The organism is Bradyrhizobium sp. 186, assembly GCF_023101685.1.
GTDB lineage: Bacteria > Pseudomonadota > Alphaproteobacteria > Rhizobiales > Xanthobacteraceae > Bradyrhizobium.
In genome coordinates, this window is the sequence record NZ_CP082164.1 from 9,304,153 (window position 1) to 9,318,773 (window position 14,621).

The 14,621-nt window shown below is 64.5% G+C and carries 10 protein-coding genes and 1 pseudogene; 9 read left to right on the forward strand and 2 right to left on the reverse strand.

The window, feature by feature from the left end:
- Window positions 1-126: 126 nt before the first annotated feature.
- The 4 genes and pseudogenes from IVB18_RS44360 to IVB18_RS44375 all read left to right on the forward strand — a co-directional run bounded on the left by IVB18_RS44360 (window position 127) and on the right by IVB18_RS44375 (window position 4,773).
- Window positions 127-2,400, forward strand: coding sequence for an exopolysaccharide transport family protein (locus IVB18_RS44360; RefSeq protein WP_247986380.1), 2,274 nt, complete (start codon window positions 127-129; stop codon window positions 2,398-2,400).
- Window positions 2,393-3,199: a WecB/TagA/CpsF family glycosyltransferase gene (locus tag IVB18_RS44365; RefSeq protein WP_247986381.1), complete on the forward strand. Its 807-nt coding sequence runs from the start codon at window positions 2,393-2,395 to the stop codon at window positions 3,197-3,199. The genes IVB18_RS44360 and IVB18_RS44365 overlap by 8 nt, the downstream gene beginning before the upstream one ends.
- An 18-nt stretch (window positions 3,200-3,217) precedes the next feature.
- Window positions 3,218-4,209 (forward strand): annotated as a pseudogene (gene galE, locus IVB18_RS44370) (UDP-glucose 4-epimerase GalE).
- 222 nt (window positions 4,210-4,431) lie between these two features.
- Complete coding sequence (locus IVB18_RS44375; RefSeq protein WP_247986382.1) at window positions 4,432-4,773, forward strand: hypothetical protein; 342 nt, start codon at window positions 4,432-4,434, stop codon at window positions 4,771-4,773.
- On the opposite strand, the gene IVB18_RS44380 is transcribed toward IVB18_RS44375, so the two are convergent.
- On the reverse strand, window positions 4,747-8,853 hold the full coding sequence (locus IVB18_RS44380) for a GAF domain-containing protein (protein WP_247986383.1): 4,107 nt from the start codon (window positions 8,851-8,853) through the stop codon (window positions 4,747-4,749). The genes IVB18_RS44375 and IVB18_RS44380 overlap by 27 nt on opposite strands.
- Before the next feature lie 310 nt (window positions 8,854-9,163).
- On the opposite strand from IVB18_RS44380, the gene IVB18_RS44385 reads away from it, so the two are divergent.
- Genes IVB18_RS44385 through IVB18_RS44395 form a run of 3 tightly spaced genes read left to right on the forward strand, consistent with a single transcriptional unit; the run spans window position 9,164 to window position 12,406 of the window.
- Window positions 9,164-10,216, forward strand: a complete 1,053-nt coding sequence (locus IVB18_RS44385; RefSeq protein WP_247986384.1) for an Ldh family oxidoreductase — start codon at window positions 9,164-9,166, stop codon at window positions 10,214-10,216.
- A gap of 21 nt (window positions 10,217-10,237) precedes the next feature.
- Window positions 10,238-11,605 carry an LLM class flavin-dependent oxidoreductase gene (locus IVB18_RS44390; RefSeq protein WP_247986385.1) on the forward strand — a complete coding sequence of 456 codons (1,368 nt, stop codon included), beginning with the start codon at window positions 10,238-10,240 and terminating at the stop codon, window positions 11,603-11,605.
- Between the two features lie 15 nt (window positions 11,606-11,620).
- Window positions 11,621-12,406 (forward strand): fumarylacetoacetate hydrolase family protein, encoded by a 786-nt coding sequence (locus tag IVB18_RS44395; protein WP_247986386.1) that lies wholly within the window; start codon window positions 11,621-11,623, stop codon window positions 12,404-12,406.
- A gap of 99 nt (window positions 12,407-12,505) precedes the next feature.
- Here the strand turns inward: IVB18_RS44395 and IVB18_RS44400 are convergent, their stop codons facing one another.
- The gene (locus IVB18_RS44400; RefSeq protein WP_247986387.1) at window positions 12,506-13,426 is read right to left on the reverse strand and encodes a LysR family transcriptional regulator; all 921 of its coding nucleotides are present in this window, start codon (window positions 13,424-13,426) and stop codon (window positions 12,506-12,508) included.
- A 194-nt stretch (window positions 13,427-13,620) separates the two neighbouring features.
- Between IVB18_RS44400 and IVB18_RS44405 the strand changes: the two genes are divergently transcribed.
- Window positions 13,621-13,959 carry a hypothetical protein gene (locus IVB18_RS44405; RefSeq protein ID WP_247986388.1) on the forward strand — a complete coding sequence of 113 codons (339 nt, stop codon included), beginning with the start codon at window positions 13,621-13,623 and terminating at the stop codon, window positions 13,957-13,959.
- 77 nt (window positions 13,960-14,036) lie between these two features.
- A complete protein-coding gene (locus tag IVB18_RS44410) occupies window positions 14,037-14,540 on the forward strand; it encodes a hypothetical protein (protein ID WP_247986389.1) in 504 nt (167 codons plus the stop codon).
- Window positions 14,541-14,621: the final 81 nt, after the last annotated feature.

Sequence of the window (14,621 nt, forward strand, 5' to 3'; positions counted from 1 at the left end):
ATAGTCCCTCAATGAGTATGGTTAATTTTCCCTGTTGCGTTGATTGGGCGCCTATATCCCTGGCGCGTGGCGTAAAGCGAAGAGTAACCCCTCAGCCCACTGCACTTGGAATGAAAGCTGGGGATCATGCTTGACTATAACCAGCCGATAGATCGGGCCAGGTCGGAGGCCCAGCAACAGAGGTCCCAGACCGGCTTCGACGTGCTGGAGCTCGTCAGCCTGCTCTGGCGGCGCAAGGTCGCGATCGCGGCCGCCGCCCTTCTCGGCGCGACGCTTGCGGTCACCATCGGCAAGAGTCTCACGCCCCGCTACACCGCCACCGCGCAGCTCTATGTCGATCCGCGCGAACTCCAGCTCGTCGATCGCGAACTCACGCCGCGCGCGCAGGACGTCTCCGGCATGTCCATGGTGGTGGAGAGCCAGGCACGCCTGATCACGTCCAATAGCGTGCTGCTGCGGGTGATCGAGCAGGCCAATCTCGACAAGGATCCGGAATTCGGCGGCGGTGACGGCAAGAGCGCGATGTCGTCGTTGCTCGGCCTGATCGGCCTCCAGCCCCGCGCGTCCTCCGCCGCGGACGCCAGGGAAGTGCAGCTTGCGGCGCTCGAAGCGCTGAACAGGCACATCACCATCCGCAAGACCGAGAAGAGCTTCATCGTCGACATCGAGGTGTGGTCGACCGATCCGGCGAAAGCAGCGATGCTCGCCAACATGCTGACCAACACCTATCTCACGGAATCGCGCAACTCGCAGGCTCTGGCGATCCGGCGCGCCACCAGCGATCTGTCCAGCCGCCTGAAGGAGCTGCGCGAGCGGCTGCGCAACGCCGAAACCGTGCTTGCCACCTACAAGGCCCAGAACAATTTCGTCGGCACCCAGGACGCGCTGATCAGCGATCAGCAGCTCTCCTCCAGCAACCAACGGCTTTCCGCGGCCCGCGCGGCGACGATGGATGCGCAGGCGCGGCTCGACCAGATCGAGGCGAGCCGGCGCACGGCGGCGGATGCCGGTGCGATTCCCGAGGCGCTGCAATCACCGACGATTGCAAACCTGCGCGCGCAATATGCCGATGCCCGCAAGAAATATGCGGAGCAGACCGCCGAACTCGGACCGCGCCATCCGGCACTGCGCCAGACCGAGAAGCAGGTCGAGGATCTCAAGCGCACCATCAGCGAGGAGATCGACCGCTTCGCCCAGTCGGCCAAGAACGACCTGACCCGCGCCCGCGACTACGAGGCCTCGCTCAACCGGGCGCTGGAGGCGCAGAAGCGGCAAAGCGTCCAGCTCAGTCAGGCCGCCGTGCGCCTGCGCGAGCTCGAGCGCGAGGTCGATGCCAGTCGCGACGTCTACCAGTCCTTCCTCAAGCGCTCGCGCGAGACCGAGGAGCAGGAGAGCCTGAACACCTCGGCGGCCCGAATCATCGGCGAGGCCACGGTGCCGCAGCGGCGCTCGTTCCCACCGGCGATGAGCCTGTTCGCCATGATCGGCTTCATCTTCGGCGCGCTCGCCGCCTCGAGCTGGTTCGTCGCGGCCGAGCACCTGTTCGCCGGCGCGCCCTCGCCGGCCCGCCGCGAGCGCTCGCCTGCGCGGGAGGTTTCGAGATCTCCGCCGGAGACCGTCGCGCCTCCGCCACCGCTTGCGCTGGTGGAAAAGCCCTTGATCGCGCGGCTCCAGGAGGCCGACGTCATCCGCACCCTTGGAGCCATTCTCGCCACCGGCGGCGGCGTCGATCTCACCCGGCTCGGCTGGCCGACGCTGCGTCCCGGATTTCCGCTGACGACGCTGCTCAACGCGTTGCGCGACATGCGCGCTGCTCTGGCACGGCGCGCCGGCGGCAAGGCGATGGCGGTGATCGCGCTCGTCGGCCCCGGCGAGACCACCGGGCACAGCGTGACCGCGCTGAATTTTGCGCTCGCGGCGGCGCGCGACGGCGCTCGCGTGCTGATGATCGACGCCGATCACCAGGCGCACACGCTCTCCAACAAGGTCGACCGTCCCGGCAAAATCGAGCCGGGCAAGCACGGCTGGCTCTCGATCGGCAGCAAAGCCGCGCGCGAGATCAAGACGGTCAACGGCATCGCGGTGCTCCCGACCACCGAGACCGATGCCGGCAAGGCGGCGGAGGCCATCCGCAAGGCGATTGCACAGGCTCGTTCCGCCGGTGACTACGACCTCGTCATCCTCGACGGGCCCGCGATGCCGCTGTCGGCCGCGGGTCGCAAGTTGCTCGATGGCGCCGATGCGCTCGTCGCCGTGCTGCCGACCAGCCTCGACATCAACGACAGCATGGAAGAAGTCCTGACCGCGCTCGGCGGCGCCGAGCGCAAGCTCGTCGGCGTCGTGCTCGACGAGCTCACCCCGGCGACCCAAACGCGCCAGCGAGGCAGACAATATGCTTGAGCGACGCGTCAATCTGGATGGTCGGGCCGCAACCGCCGAAGTGCCGCGGGTTACCGTCGGCGGCCTTCGCATGGCTACGCTCGACCTGGAAGCGACCGCCGATTTCATGATCGAGGCAACCGATCCGCGCCACCGCATCGGCCGTCCGCTATTCCTGACATCGGCCAATGGCGAGGTGCTCGCACGCTGCTCGACTGAGCCGCAGACCGAACGCCTGTTCCGCGCCGCCGACCTGATCAATGCCGACGGCCAGCCGCTTGTGGCGGCCTCCAAGCTGCAATCCTGGTTTCCGCTGACGGAGCGGGTCGCGACCACCGACCTGTTCCACATCGTCGCGCGCAAGGCGGAAGCTGCCGGCCGCACCTTCTACATGCTTGGCGCCAGCGAGGACGAGAACGCAGCAGCGGTCGAGAACGTCCAGCGGCTGTATCCGGAACTCAAGATCGTCGGATATAGCCACGGCTATCTCCGCGGCGACGCGCTGCGCGCGAAAGTCGAGGAGATCAACGCACTCGCGCCGGATTATCTTTGGGTCGCGCTCGGCGTGCCGAGCGAGCAGGCTTTTGTAGAGGAATTCACACCGCTTCTGACCAACGTCGGCGTTATCAAGACATCGGGCGGCCTGTTCAACTTTTTGTCGGGCAGCCGCTCCCGCGCGCCGCAATGGATGCAGAAGATCGGACTCGAATGGGCCTGGCGCACCTGGCTCGAGCCGCGCCGCCTGTTGTGGCGCTATTTGACCACCAACCCCCGTGCGCTCTATCTTCTCTTCAGCCGCAAGCGGCCTTTCAATCGCTGAGAAATGTCGAGTAACGACATGACCGACCGACCGATCGTCCTCGTCACAGGGGGCGCGGGCTATATTGGCTCGCATGCCTGCCGCGCACTGGCCGCGGCCGGCTACCAGCCCGTCGTCTATGACAATCTCTCGACGGGTCATCGCAGCTTCGTTGCCGGCCCGCTGGTGACCGGCGATCTGCTCGACGACGCGACGCTGGCGCGCGCCTTCGCCGACCACAAGGTCACGGCGGTGATGCATTTTGCGGCGGCGAGCCTCGTCGGCGAGTCCATGACCGACCCGCAGAAATACTACATCAACAATCTGCAGGGCACGCTGTCGCTGTTGCAGGCGATGCGCAACGCAGGTTGCCAGCGGATCGTGTTCTCCTCGACCGGCGCCGTCTATGGCAACGCCGATTCCAAGGAACTGCCGGAGGATTTTCCCTGCGTGCCGATCAACCCCTATGGCGCATCGAAGTGGATGATCGAGCGCATGCTCGCCGATTACCGCGCCGCCTACGGTTCGGCGCTTTCTGCCTGCGCTACTTCAACGCCAGCGGCGCCGATCCGGCCGGCGGCATCGGCGAGCTGCGTGACAACGAGACCCATCTCATTCCGCGCGCCATGATGGCCTTGCAGGGTCACGTCGACTTTGCCGTGTTCGGCGACGACTACGACACGCCCGACGGCACCGCGATCCGCGACTACATCCATGTCACCGATCTCGCCGCGGCGCATGTCGCGGCGCTGAAACTGCTGGAACAGGGCCATGCCGGCGGCAGCTTCAATCTCGGCACCGGCTCCGGCTTTTCGGTGCGCGAGATCCTGACCGCCATCAGGCAGGAGACCGGACGCGAGGTACCCCACACCGTCAAGCCGCGCCGCGCCGGCGATCCCACTTATCTCGTCGCCGACCCCTCCGCCGCGCGAAAGGTGCTGAACTTCATACCGAGCCACTCCGACCTGCCCAGCGTGATCCGGACCGCCTGGGCCTGGCACCAGAAGGCGCATCCGCTAAGGTCGCGTTAGGCGCCCGCATTGCGCCTTGCCGGCCAGGCCCCTGAACGGCTAAAGAGACTATCCTAGTCAGCGTCGGCAGCTTTTCCGGCCGCCGCTTGTTTCTCGTATGGCCGCCGACGGAGCGGTACGAGTGGCTCAGCCAGTAGCGCGAGCCGTTTCTTTACAGCGACGATCACGATCGAGTCCGCGCATCGGCCTGCTTTCAGGCGCGGCCCAAGGAGCACGGAACGAATGCATCAGGCCGCAAGCCTGCAATTCGAACGCGTGATGGACGAGCTCGTCCTCTGGCACGCCGTGCCCGAGGACGAACGCTCGCCGGCACCGGCCTGGTGGTGGGGACCGGCGATGGCGGTGTTCGACGCGCACGAGCCGATGCGACACGCGTGGTGTTGTGAGCTCGGACTGAGCGACGGCTCGACCTTTGCTGAGGGTGCGCAAGCCCTTCTCACGCTGTTCGCCGAGCAAACCTCGCTGCCCTGGCCGGATGATTTTCCGCGCAAGGCGGAGATCAAGGAAGACGAGGCGCGCGAGTTGCACGCGCTTCCATCAGACGACAGCGCGTTTCAGCCTTAGCGCCACGGTTTCATCCGCGGCCGGATCCGTCTCCGGCTGGAGCGGCGGCGCGACGGGCAAAACCATCGGCCGCAGCAGCTCGGCCATCTGCCGCGCCGGCACCGGCTTGGAGATCAGGAATCCCTGCATCTCGTCGCAGCCATGGGTGCGCAGGAACGCCTCCTGCTCGGCGTTCTCGACGCCTTCGGCGACCACGGTCATACCGAGTGCCTTGCCCATGCTGATGATCGCCTGGGCGATCGCCTGATCCTCCAGATCCTGCGGCAGGTCGCGCACGAAGGAGCGGTCGATCTTGATGGTGTCGATCGGAAAATGCTTCATCAGCGACATCGACGAATAGCCGGTGCCGAAATCGTCGATGGCAAGGCGAATGCCGCGGCTCTGGATGGCGTCCAGCACCTTCAGCGCGCGCCCGACATTGCGCATCATCATGCTCTCGGTGACTTCGAGCTGGAGTAGCACCGGCGACATGCCGCTGGCGGCCAGCGCTTCGTCGACGTCCTGCAACAAATGCTCGTCGACAAACTGGCGCGGCGACAGGTTCACCGCCATCGACACTGGCAGCAGGCCACGGCGCTGCCAGGCCATCGCCTGCGCACAGGCTTCCTTCACCACCCAGCGGCCGATCGGAACGATCAAGCCGGTTTCCTCGGCGAGCGGGATGAACTGCGCCGGCGAGACGTTGCCGAGCTCGGGATGCGCCCAGCGCAACAAGGCTTCCACGCCGGTGATCTGGCCGGTCTCCATGTCCACTTTTGGCTGGTAGTTCAGCGAGAACTGCTCGCGCTCCAACGCCCGGCGCAGCGCGCTCTCAAGCGACAGCCGCTCGATCGACTGCGTCTTCACCTCCTTGGAGAAGAACCGATAGCCGTTCTTGCCGTCCTCCTTGGCGAGATACATCGCCATGTCGGCGTTCTTGGTCAGCGTCTGCACGTCGGCACCGTTGGCCGGATACATCGCGATGCCGATCGAGGCCGTGGTGTGACACTCGTGACCGGCGAGTTCCACGGGCTGGCCGAGCGCCGCCAACAGGTCGGTTGCGATCCGCTGGACTTCGTCGATATCGCCGCACTGATCGAGGATGACGACGAACTCGTCGCCGCCGAGACGCGCGACCACGTCGCTCGCCCGCAATGCGCTGCGCAGCCGGCTTGCGACCTCGAGCAGGAGCAGGTCGCCGGCCTCATGGCCGAGCGAATCGTTGATGACCTTGAAGCGGTCGAGATCGATGAACAGCACTGCAAAACGGTGGTCGTAGCGCTGCGCCGTGTCGATCGCCTCGCGCAGCAACCCGTTGAAGGTCTCGCGGTTCGGCAGGTTGGTCAGGCTGTCGTGCGAGGCGAGGTACTCGATCCGCTCGTCCGCCTCGTTCTTCTCGTCGGCGCGATCGAAATTCTCCATCGCGAAGGAGACGTTGTCCGCGAGACGCTGCAACAGCTCGACGAACTCGCCGGTGAAGGTGTCCGGCTCGGTCGACATGTAGATCATGACGCCGACGGCCCGGTCGTGCGCGATGAGCGGGAACGCCGCGCCCGACCGCGCGCCGTCGCCGCGAACGACGGCGTGGAAGGCGCGGACGCGATCGTCGTTGAGATAGTCGTTGCTGATGCACGGTTGGCGCGTGCGGAATGCCGTGCCGCTCATCCCGCGGCGCTCGGGATCGACGGAGAGACGGACGTTGCGCGTGGTGTCGGCGGATGGTCCGGCCGAGGCCACGATCTCGAGATGGTCGCTCCCGGCCTTGGCCAGCGCAACGGTCGTCGAGGTGAACTTCGCACCGTTCGATGCCGCGAGGCAGACGAGGTCGAACAGTTCGGCACGCGACTTCGCCCGCATGATCGCCTCGTTGGTGGCGCTCAGCGCCGCGAACATGCGCGTCAGGCGTTCCTGCTGCGCCTCGGTGCGGGCCTTTTCCTCGGCACGATCGAAATTGTCGAGTGCGAACGACACGTTCTCGGCCAGCCGTCCCAAAAGCTGGATCATATCCGGCGTGAACGTGCCTTCGTCCGAAGAGAGGAACAGCAGAACGCCGACCGCTTTGCTGCCGTTGCGAAGCAGCGGGAAGCAGGCGCCCGATTTCGTGCCTTGGGTGCGCGCGATCTGGTGCCAATGCACGGTGCGGATGTCGCCGAGAAGCTCGTTGGTGACGCAGGGCGCGCGCGTGCGGAAGCACGTTCCCGTGAGTCCGCGCCCTTCCGTGTCGTCGGCCGACGTCGAGAACCGCCACTCCTTGACCTGATAGCAGCTCTCGCCCTTGGTCATGGCGATGTCGAGATAGTGCCCGCTCTGATCCACCAGGGCGATGGTTGCGGAGGAGAAGGTGCCGCCGAGCACCGCCGCCTCGCAGACCACCTCGAACAATTCGGCGCGGGTCTTCACCCGCATGATCGCCTCGTTGGTCGCGCTCAGCGCCTCGAGCATGCCCCTGAGGCGGTTGCGCTGCATTTCGGCTTTGGCCTTCTCGTCGGCGCGGTCGAAATTCTCCAGCGCAAAGGCGACGTTGGCCTGTAGCTTGCGCAACAGCTCGACGAATTCGGGCGTGAAGGCGCCGACCTCCGGAGAGTTGAACAGGAACACGCCTTCGACCCGGTTGCCGTTGAAAAGCGGCAGCGCGGCGGAGGACGCGATCCCATTGCGGCGGGCGCTGGCCTGCCACGGCTCGATGCGGTCGTCGGCCAGCACGTCGTTGCTGATGGAGGGCTGGCGCGTGCGGAACGCCGTTCCTGTCAATCCCCGGCCTTCAGGCATCTGGTCGGAAGTCGAGAACTTGAAGGCGCGCACCTGATCCGCATTCGGCCCGTAGCAGGCCACGACGCGAAGCAGCTCGGCGCGATGGTCGACGAGCGCGATGGTGGCCGAGGTGAACTTGGCGCCCTGCGCCGTCGCCTCGCAGACGAAATCGAACAGCTCGGCGCGCGATCGCGCCCGCAAGATCGCCTCATTGGTGGCGCCGAGCGCCGCATACATACGCGCCAGCCGTTCCTCTTCCGCGGCGATCCTCGCTTTCTCGGCCGCGCGGTCGAAGTTCTCGATCGCGAACGAGACGTTCTCCGCCATGCGCAGCAGGAGCGCGACGACCTCCTCGTCCTTGGCCCACGACCTGCTGACGAAGAACAGCAGCACGCCGACGCTTTCACCATGCTTGATCAGCGGCGCGACCACGCAGGCGCCGACGCCGGTGTTGACGTTGGCCTGCTCCCACGGCGTGCCCTTGGTGCGGCTGGCGAGATCGTCCTCGACAATGGCCTTCTGCGACCGGAACACCTGGCCGGATATGCCCTTGCCATAGGGACTTTCAGGGTCGATCGAATAGCGCGCCTGGGTGACCAGCTCCAGGTTCTGGCCCGTGGAGGCGACCGGAACCATCCAGTGCGACTCCGGCTCGCGAAGCAGGACGATGGTCGCCAGCGACTTACCGCTGTACACGGCGGCATCGCATACGAGCTGATAAAGCTCAATGCCGGTCTTGGCGCGCAGAATGGCCTCGTTGGTCGCGCTGATTGCGCCGAACATGCGGTTCAGCCGCCGCATCGCCCGCTCGCCGGTCTGCCGCGCGGTCTCGCGCGTAAAGTTATCCAGCGCATAGGAAATGTTGGCGGACATGCGCTCGAACAGCGACACCATCTGCTCGCTCAGCGAGCCGGGCTCGCTGCGGGTCACGAACAGCACGCCGACGCTCTGCCCTTTGCACAACAGCGGCAGGGCCGCCGCCGCGCCGATATGAGCCTTGGCCGCACCCTCGCGCCACGCCAGCGAGCGCGGGTCGTTCAGGTAATCATTGCTGATGCAGAGCTTCTGGCTGCGGAATGCCTCGCCGCCGACGCCCGATCCTTCCAGCGTGCCGGCCGCCGTGGTGATCGTGATCGCGCGCAGCCGCGCAACGTCGTCGCCGCAACCGGCCGCAAACCGCAGCCGCGAGCCGTCCGGCTCGACCAGGAACACGGCGACAGCCATGAAGTCCCCGCTCGAAAACCCGGCGTCGCAGACCTTTTGGTACAGCTCGTCCGGCGATTTCGCGTAGAGGATCGCTTCGTTAATGGCGCTCAACGCTGCAAAGGTGCGCGCGAGGGTCGTCTGCACGATCTCAACTCCCGGGCATTTCTGCCTCTTTATCCCGGATACCGTTATGAACGGCGATCGCCTAAGTGGCCGTTATTGAGTTCCGCAAACCGTCAATCAGAGTGAACGAGCTGCGAACAGGAGGCTGCAAACTGTCGAAAACCCTGCCGCGTGGGATGCCCGGACGGATGGCGCCTTCGACGAAAGGCGCGTTCTCTTTACAAATTTGCAGCCCTGTATTGGTTTACGGGAGATTGATATCGCACCCGTGCTTTGAGACGATGGCACCCAACAACCAGCGCCCGCCAAGGGCGATGACCGGGGAAACGCCATGCCGATCGTCAAGGCCGACCGCCTCACGCGCATCAGTGCCGCGCTGCTCCGCGCCGCCGGGGCCTCCGAGGAAGAAGCCGACGCGGTCGCCATCGGCTGCGTCAACGCCAACCTCGCCGGCCACGACTCCCACGGCGTGATCGCAATTCCAACCTACATCGACCGTATCAAGGCCGGGCACATCGTGCCCGGCGCGAAATGGACCATCGTCCAGGAATCACTGACCACGACCGTGATCGACGGCCATTGGGGTTTTGGCTTCCACGTCAACGCCAAGGCGATGGCACTGACGATCGAGAAGGCGAAGACGGCGAATCTCGCCGCCTGCACCGTGTTCCGGCAGAGCCATGTCGGCCGTCTCGCCGCCTATCCGCTGATGGCGATGCGCGAAGGCATGATCGGCATCGCAACGGCCGATTCCGGCCGCTCGCCAAAACACGTGGCGCCGTTCGGCGGCAAGGAGGCGCGGCTCGGCACCAACCCGATCTCGATCGCGGTGCCGTCCGATCTCGATACGCCGTTCTATCTGGACATGGCAACCTCGGCGGTGGCGGCCGGCAAGATCCAGCTCGCGGTGGCCCGCGGCGAGGAGATTCCCAACGGATGGATCATCGATGCCGAGGGACGGCACACCACCGATCCGACCCAATACCGCAAGGGCGGCGCGCTGCTGCCGCTCGGCGGCAGCGAGGGCTACAAGGGCAGCGGCCTGGCCGCGATGGTCGAGGTGCTCTGCGGCCTGCTCACCGGTCTCGGCTTTGGGGTCGAGCCGACCGGCCGGCACAATGACGGATGCTTCATGGCGGTGTTCAACGTCGCGGCGTTCCGCCCGCTGAAGGAGTTCAAGCGTGAGGTCGCGGAATTCGCGCGGTACCTGAAATCGACGCCTCTGTCCGAGGGCAGCAAGGGCGTGTTCTATCCCGGCGAGGTCGAGGGCTTACGCGAGCAGCAGCGGCTTCGCGACGGCATCGAGATCGAGGACGCGACCTGGGAGAAGATGCGCGCGCTGGTGCGCGACTACAGGCTCGACACCGTGCTCGATCTGGCCTGACGGGATTTGGAGAACAGCAGCATGACGCGGCAGATGGTACTTGTCGGCTTCCTCCAGGCGCAGAACTGCACCAATCTGCCGAGCTCCTGGCGGCATCCGGACTCGCGCGACGATTCGATGTCGGCCGACTACTATCAGGAGATCGCGCGCATCCTGGAAGCTGGCAAATTCCACATGGCGTTCTTCGACGATCGCCTGGCGATGCCGGACCGCTACGGCAACGACCACGCCCACACCGTCGAATACGGCATCCGCTGCGTGAAGATGGATCCGCTGATCGTGCTGACCACGATGGGCCTGGTCACCGACAAGCTCGGCCTCGGCGCGACGTGTTCGACCACCTACTACGAGCCGTTTGACGTCGCCCGGCGCTTCGCGACACTCGACCTGATGTCGGGCGGACGTGCGGGCTGGAACGTCGTCACCTCGCTCAATGACGGCGAGGCGTTCAACATGGGCCGGGATTCACATCCCGAGCATGACGCCCGCTACGACCGCGCCGACGAATTCATGGAGGTCGTGCTCGGCCATTGGGACACCTGGGAGGACGGCGCGCTCATCATGGACAAGCAAAGCGGCCGCTTCGCCGATCCAACCAAGGTGAAGCGGCTCGATCACAAGGGGCCGGCCTTCAAGTCGCGCGGACCGTTCACCGTGCCGCGCTCGGACCAGGGCCATCCTGTGATCATCCAGGCCGGCGCGTCCGGCCGCGGCCAGCGCTTTGCCGGGCGATGGGCCGAGGTGATCTTCACCGCCTCGCGCAATCTTGCGAGTGCGAGAGAAGGCTACGCGGCCGTGCGAAACGAGGCCGCCAAGGCTGACCGCGATCCCGACCAGATGTTCCTCTGCAACCTGACCACTCCGGTCTGTGCCGCGACCAAGACTGAAGCCGAAGACAAGATGGCGCTGATCAACAAGCTGCCGCTTCAGATCGACGCGCTGTCGCTGCTCGCCGAAGCCCTCAATTACGATTTCGCCTCCAAGGATCTCGACGAGCCGCTGACGACGGAAGAGCTGAAGAGCATGCAGGGCATTTTGGGCATCCGCGACGGCGTGCTGAAGAATTCGGGCAAGAGCAATCCGAGCGCGCGGGACTTCGTCACCTTCTCCGGCCGCGGCCAGGTCCAGGATGCGATGGTCGGCGGCCCCAAGGAGATCGCCGACAAATTGGAAGAAATGTTCGTCGAGCGCGGCTGCGACGGTTTTGTCATCGCCGCGACCTATGTGCCCGGCTCCTACGCGGATTTCGTGCGCCATGTCGTGCCGGAATTGCAGCGCCGCGGCTTGTTCCAGCAGGACTATCGCGGCAAGACGCTACGGGAAAATCTCGGGCTGAAGCGGCCGGCTGCCGGCGCCTGGAAAGTGCAGCCGCGCGATGCCGCGGAATAACAACGAGGACAGGACATGCGCTGGCTGAAATTCACCGCCTCGGGCAAAACTTCCTGGGGGATCATTGAAGGCGACCAGGTGATCGCGGTCGACGGCGATCCCTTCAGCGAATGGCAGCGCACCTCGCGCACGCATCCGCTGTCGCAAGTGAAGATCGAGCTGCCGCTGATCCCGCGCACCTTCTATTGCGTCGGCTTGAACTATTTGAAGCACCTGAAGGAGGCCGCCGACAAGCGCGGCGAAGTGCCGGCCGTCCCTGACAGACCCGAGATCGGCTATCGCGCCCAGAACGCGCTGATCGCGCATGACGAGGAGGTCGTGATCCCGTCCTTCGCGACGGACAAAATCCACTATGAGGGTGAGCTCGTCGTCGTCATCGGCAAGAAGGTGAAGCATCTCACCAGACAGAATGCGATGGACTGCATATTCGGTTACACCATCGGCAACGACGTCAGCGAGCGCAGCTGGCAGAAGGCCGACCGCAGCCTGTGGCGGTCGAAGAACGCCGACACGTTCAAGCCGATGGGCCCGTGGATCGAGACCGAGGCCGATCTCGTCAAAATGCAGACCATCGTCCGGGTCAACGGCAAGGAGACCAACCGCTTCCACACCAACGACATGATCTTCGGCGTGGTGCCGTTCCTGGTCGAGTTGACCAAGTATTTTACGCTGTGGCCCGGCGACGTGATCTGGATGGGCACGGACGGCGCCTCACCCGACATCAAGCACGATGACGTCGTCGAGATCGACATCACCGGCATCGGTACGCTACGCAACCGGTTCGTGCGGGAGGAGCGCTAGGCTGCTTGCGTGATGGGGCGCGGCGCAGGAACACTTTTTGCGCACCCTACGCAACTCGATCAAAACGGCAGCACTATCTTCGTTAAATCCGGATTCGGATCAGCTTGTGGCTCCTGAGCGGCCCTTCACATGATCGATAAAGGCTCGCAACTTCGGCATGATTTGTCGATGGCCGGGATAGTAGAGGAACACCCCCGGCGTCATCGGCGCGAATTGCTCCAGCACGTGGACGAGTTTTCCCGTCGTCACGGCACCGGCGGCGAGCGGTGCGGGCACTTGCGCAAGACCCACACCTTCGACGGCGGCGCCGAGCATCGTGGGAAAGTCGTTGGCGATGAAAGGTCCCGAAACGGCGATCTCGATCGAACGACCGTTGTCGTTGAGCGACCATGATGCAAGCCCACCATTCGATCGTCGCAATCTCAAGCAGGCATGCTCACGCAAATCTTCCGGGCGCTCGAGCCGGCCGCGGCCGGCGAGGTAATCCGGGCTGCCGACGATGATGAGAGGTAACGGCTTCGTCAGGCGCACCGCGACCATATCGGGGGCGATGAACTGGCCCAATCTGATGCCAGCATCGAAACCTTCGGCTGCGAGGTCGACCAATTCCTCGCTTGCCGCAAGCTCCACCTCGATCTCGGGAAATGCCCGGCAGAACGACGCGACCAGCGGCTCCAGCAGGATCGGCACGACCGAGCGGGGTACGGTGAGACGCAAGAGCCCGGTCGGTCGCTGTCCGAGTTCACGCGCGGCGCCGCTTGCAGCGACGAGCTCCTCGAAGGCGGGCCTTGCGCGCGCAAGAAATCTCTCGCCGGCCTCGCTCAGACCGACGCTACGGGTCGTGCGGATGAAGAGCACGGCGCCGACGCGCGCCTCCAGTGCGCGTACCGCCTGACTGATTGCCGACGGCGTTACCCCGAGTTCAGCGGCCGCTCGACGGAAACTGCGGTGCTGGGCGACACTCAGGAACGCCTCCACGCCGTCGAGTGCACCGTGCCTGACTGTGAAGTTTTGCTTCATGGCCCATCAACATTATCGCGAATAGTCGCCGGCGCAAAGCAGACTTACATCCAGCTTGGCACATCGGCAGCACAGCTGCGTGCGCTGACACTCGCGACACCACGGCGACCGCCGTTATCGGAGAAATGAGACCGATGAAAGCAATCCGTCACGCCGTCTTGGCACTCACCCTCACACTGATAGGCGCTACTTCCATGGCCGATACGTCCCCTGCCCAAGCACAAGCCGCATCGCCCACAACCGGGGTGATGGTCATCCTGACCGTCAAGCCGGGCGTCACACGCGAACAGGTCATGGCCGTCATGCCCGATGAAATCAGGCAGACCGTACAGCTCTATCTCAATGGAAAGGTTCGTGAATGGTATTCGCGATCTGATGGGCGCGGAGCCGTGTTTCTGCTGGATGTCGAGGATGTTGCCGTTGCGCACGCAACCATGGAAGGGCTGCCGCTGGCGAAGCAAGACCTCATCGATCACGAGTACATCGCAGTCGGCCCGCTTCAGCCGCTCCGCCTGCTCATGACCAAACCCTGACTGGTCGCCGACGTCGAACCGAATCGACTGGCTTCGACCTCACCCGACCGGATGGACAATCACAAGGGAATCGGAACGTGCCCCCGAGCTTCAACCTTCCATTCGTCCTCAGCGTCGCCGGAGCCTTCCTAACAAGCTCGGTGGTCGCCTACATCTATATTTGGCCGGCGGTCCGCGCGATGCACCGTTATGACGCCCTGAGACTTCTCGCAACTTTCCATGCGTTCAGATTCTTGGGGATGAACTTCATGGTAACCGGATTCGTGTCTTCGGAGTTGAGTTCAGATTTCGCCACCAGGGTCGGATGGGGTGATCTTATCGCTGCTGTTCTCGCGCTTGTTTCAATGGCAGCACTCTCTTTCCGTTGGTCGATCGCCGTTCCGATTGTTTGGGTATTCAACATCTGGGGCACGCTGGATCTTCTGAACGCATACTACATGGGCGTAACGAAAATCCAGGATCCCGGTCTTTTCGGCGCCGGCATTTATATTCCAGCACTCTATGTGCCACTGCTGCTCGTCAGCCACGTTCTTGTCTTCATGATTCTGGCGGGAGCCGGATCAGCAGAAAAAACACCGTGACACAGCGGGAGGATCGCGATCCGCCGCGTGTCGGCTTCGATGTCCTGCTCCGCACGAACGCGCATTCCCTAAACCGTGTCC

Coding starts and splice junctions, on each gene's coding strand:
- IVB18_RS44360 (WP_247986380.1), top strand. CDS start 127: ATGCTTGACTATAACCAGCCGATAGATCGGGCCAGGTCGGAGGCCCAG.
- IVB18_RS44365 (WP_247986381.1), top strand. CDS start 2,393: ATGCTTGAGCGACGCGTCAATCTGGATGGTCGGGCCGCAACCGCCGAA.
- IVB18_RS44375 (WP_247986382.1), top strand. CDS start 4,432: ATGCATCAGGCCGCAAGCCTGCAATTCGAACGCGTGATGGACGAGCTC.
- IVB18_RS44385 (WP_247986384.1), top strand. CDS start 9,164: ATGCCGATCGTCAAGGCCGACCGCCTCACGCGCATCAGTGCCGCGCTG.
- IVB18_RS44390 (WP_247986385.1), top strand. CDS start 10,238: ATGACGCGGCAGATGGTACTTGTCGGCTTCCTCCAGGCGCAGAACTGC.
- IVB18_RS44395 (WP_247986386.1), top strand. CDS start 11,621: ATGCGCTGGCTGAAATTCACCGCCTCGGGCAAAACTTCCTGGGGGATC.
- IVB18_RS44400 (WP_247986387.1), bottom strand. CDS start 13,426: ATGAAGCAAAACTTCACAGTCAGGCACGGTGCACTCGACGGCGTGGAG.
- IVB18_RS44405 (WP_247986388.1), top strand. CDS start 13,621: ATGGCCGATACGTCCCCTGCCCAAGCACAAGCCGCATCGCCCACAACC.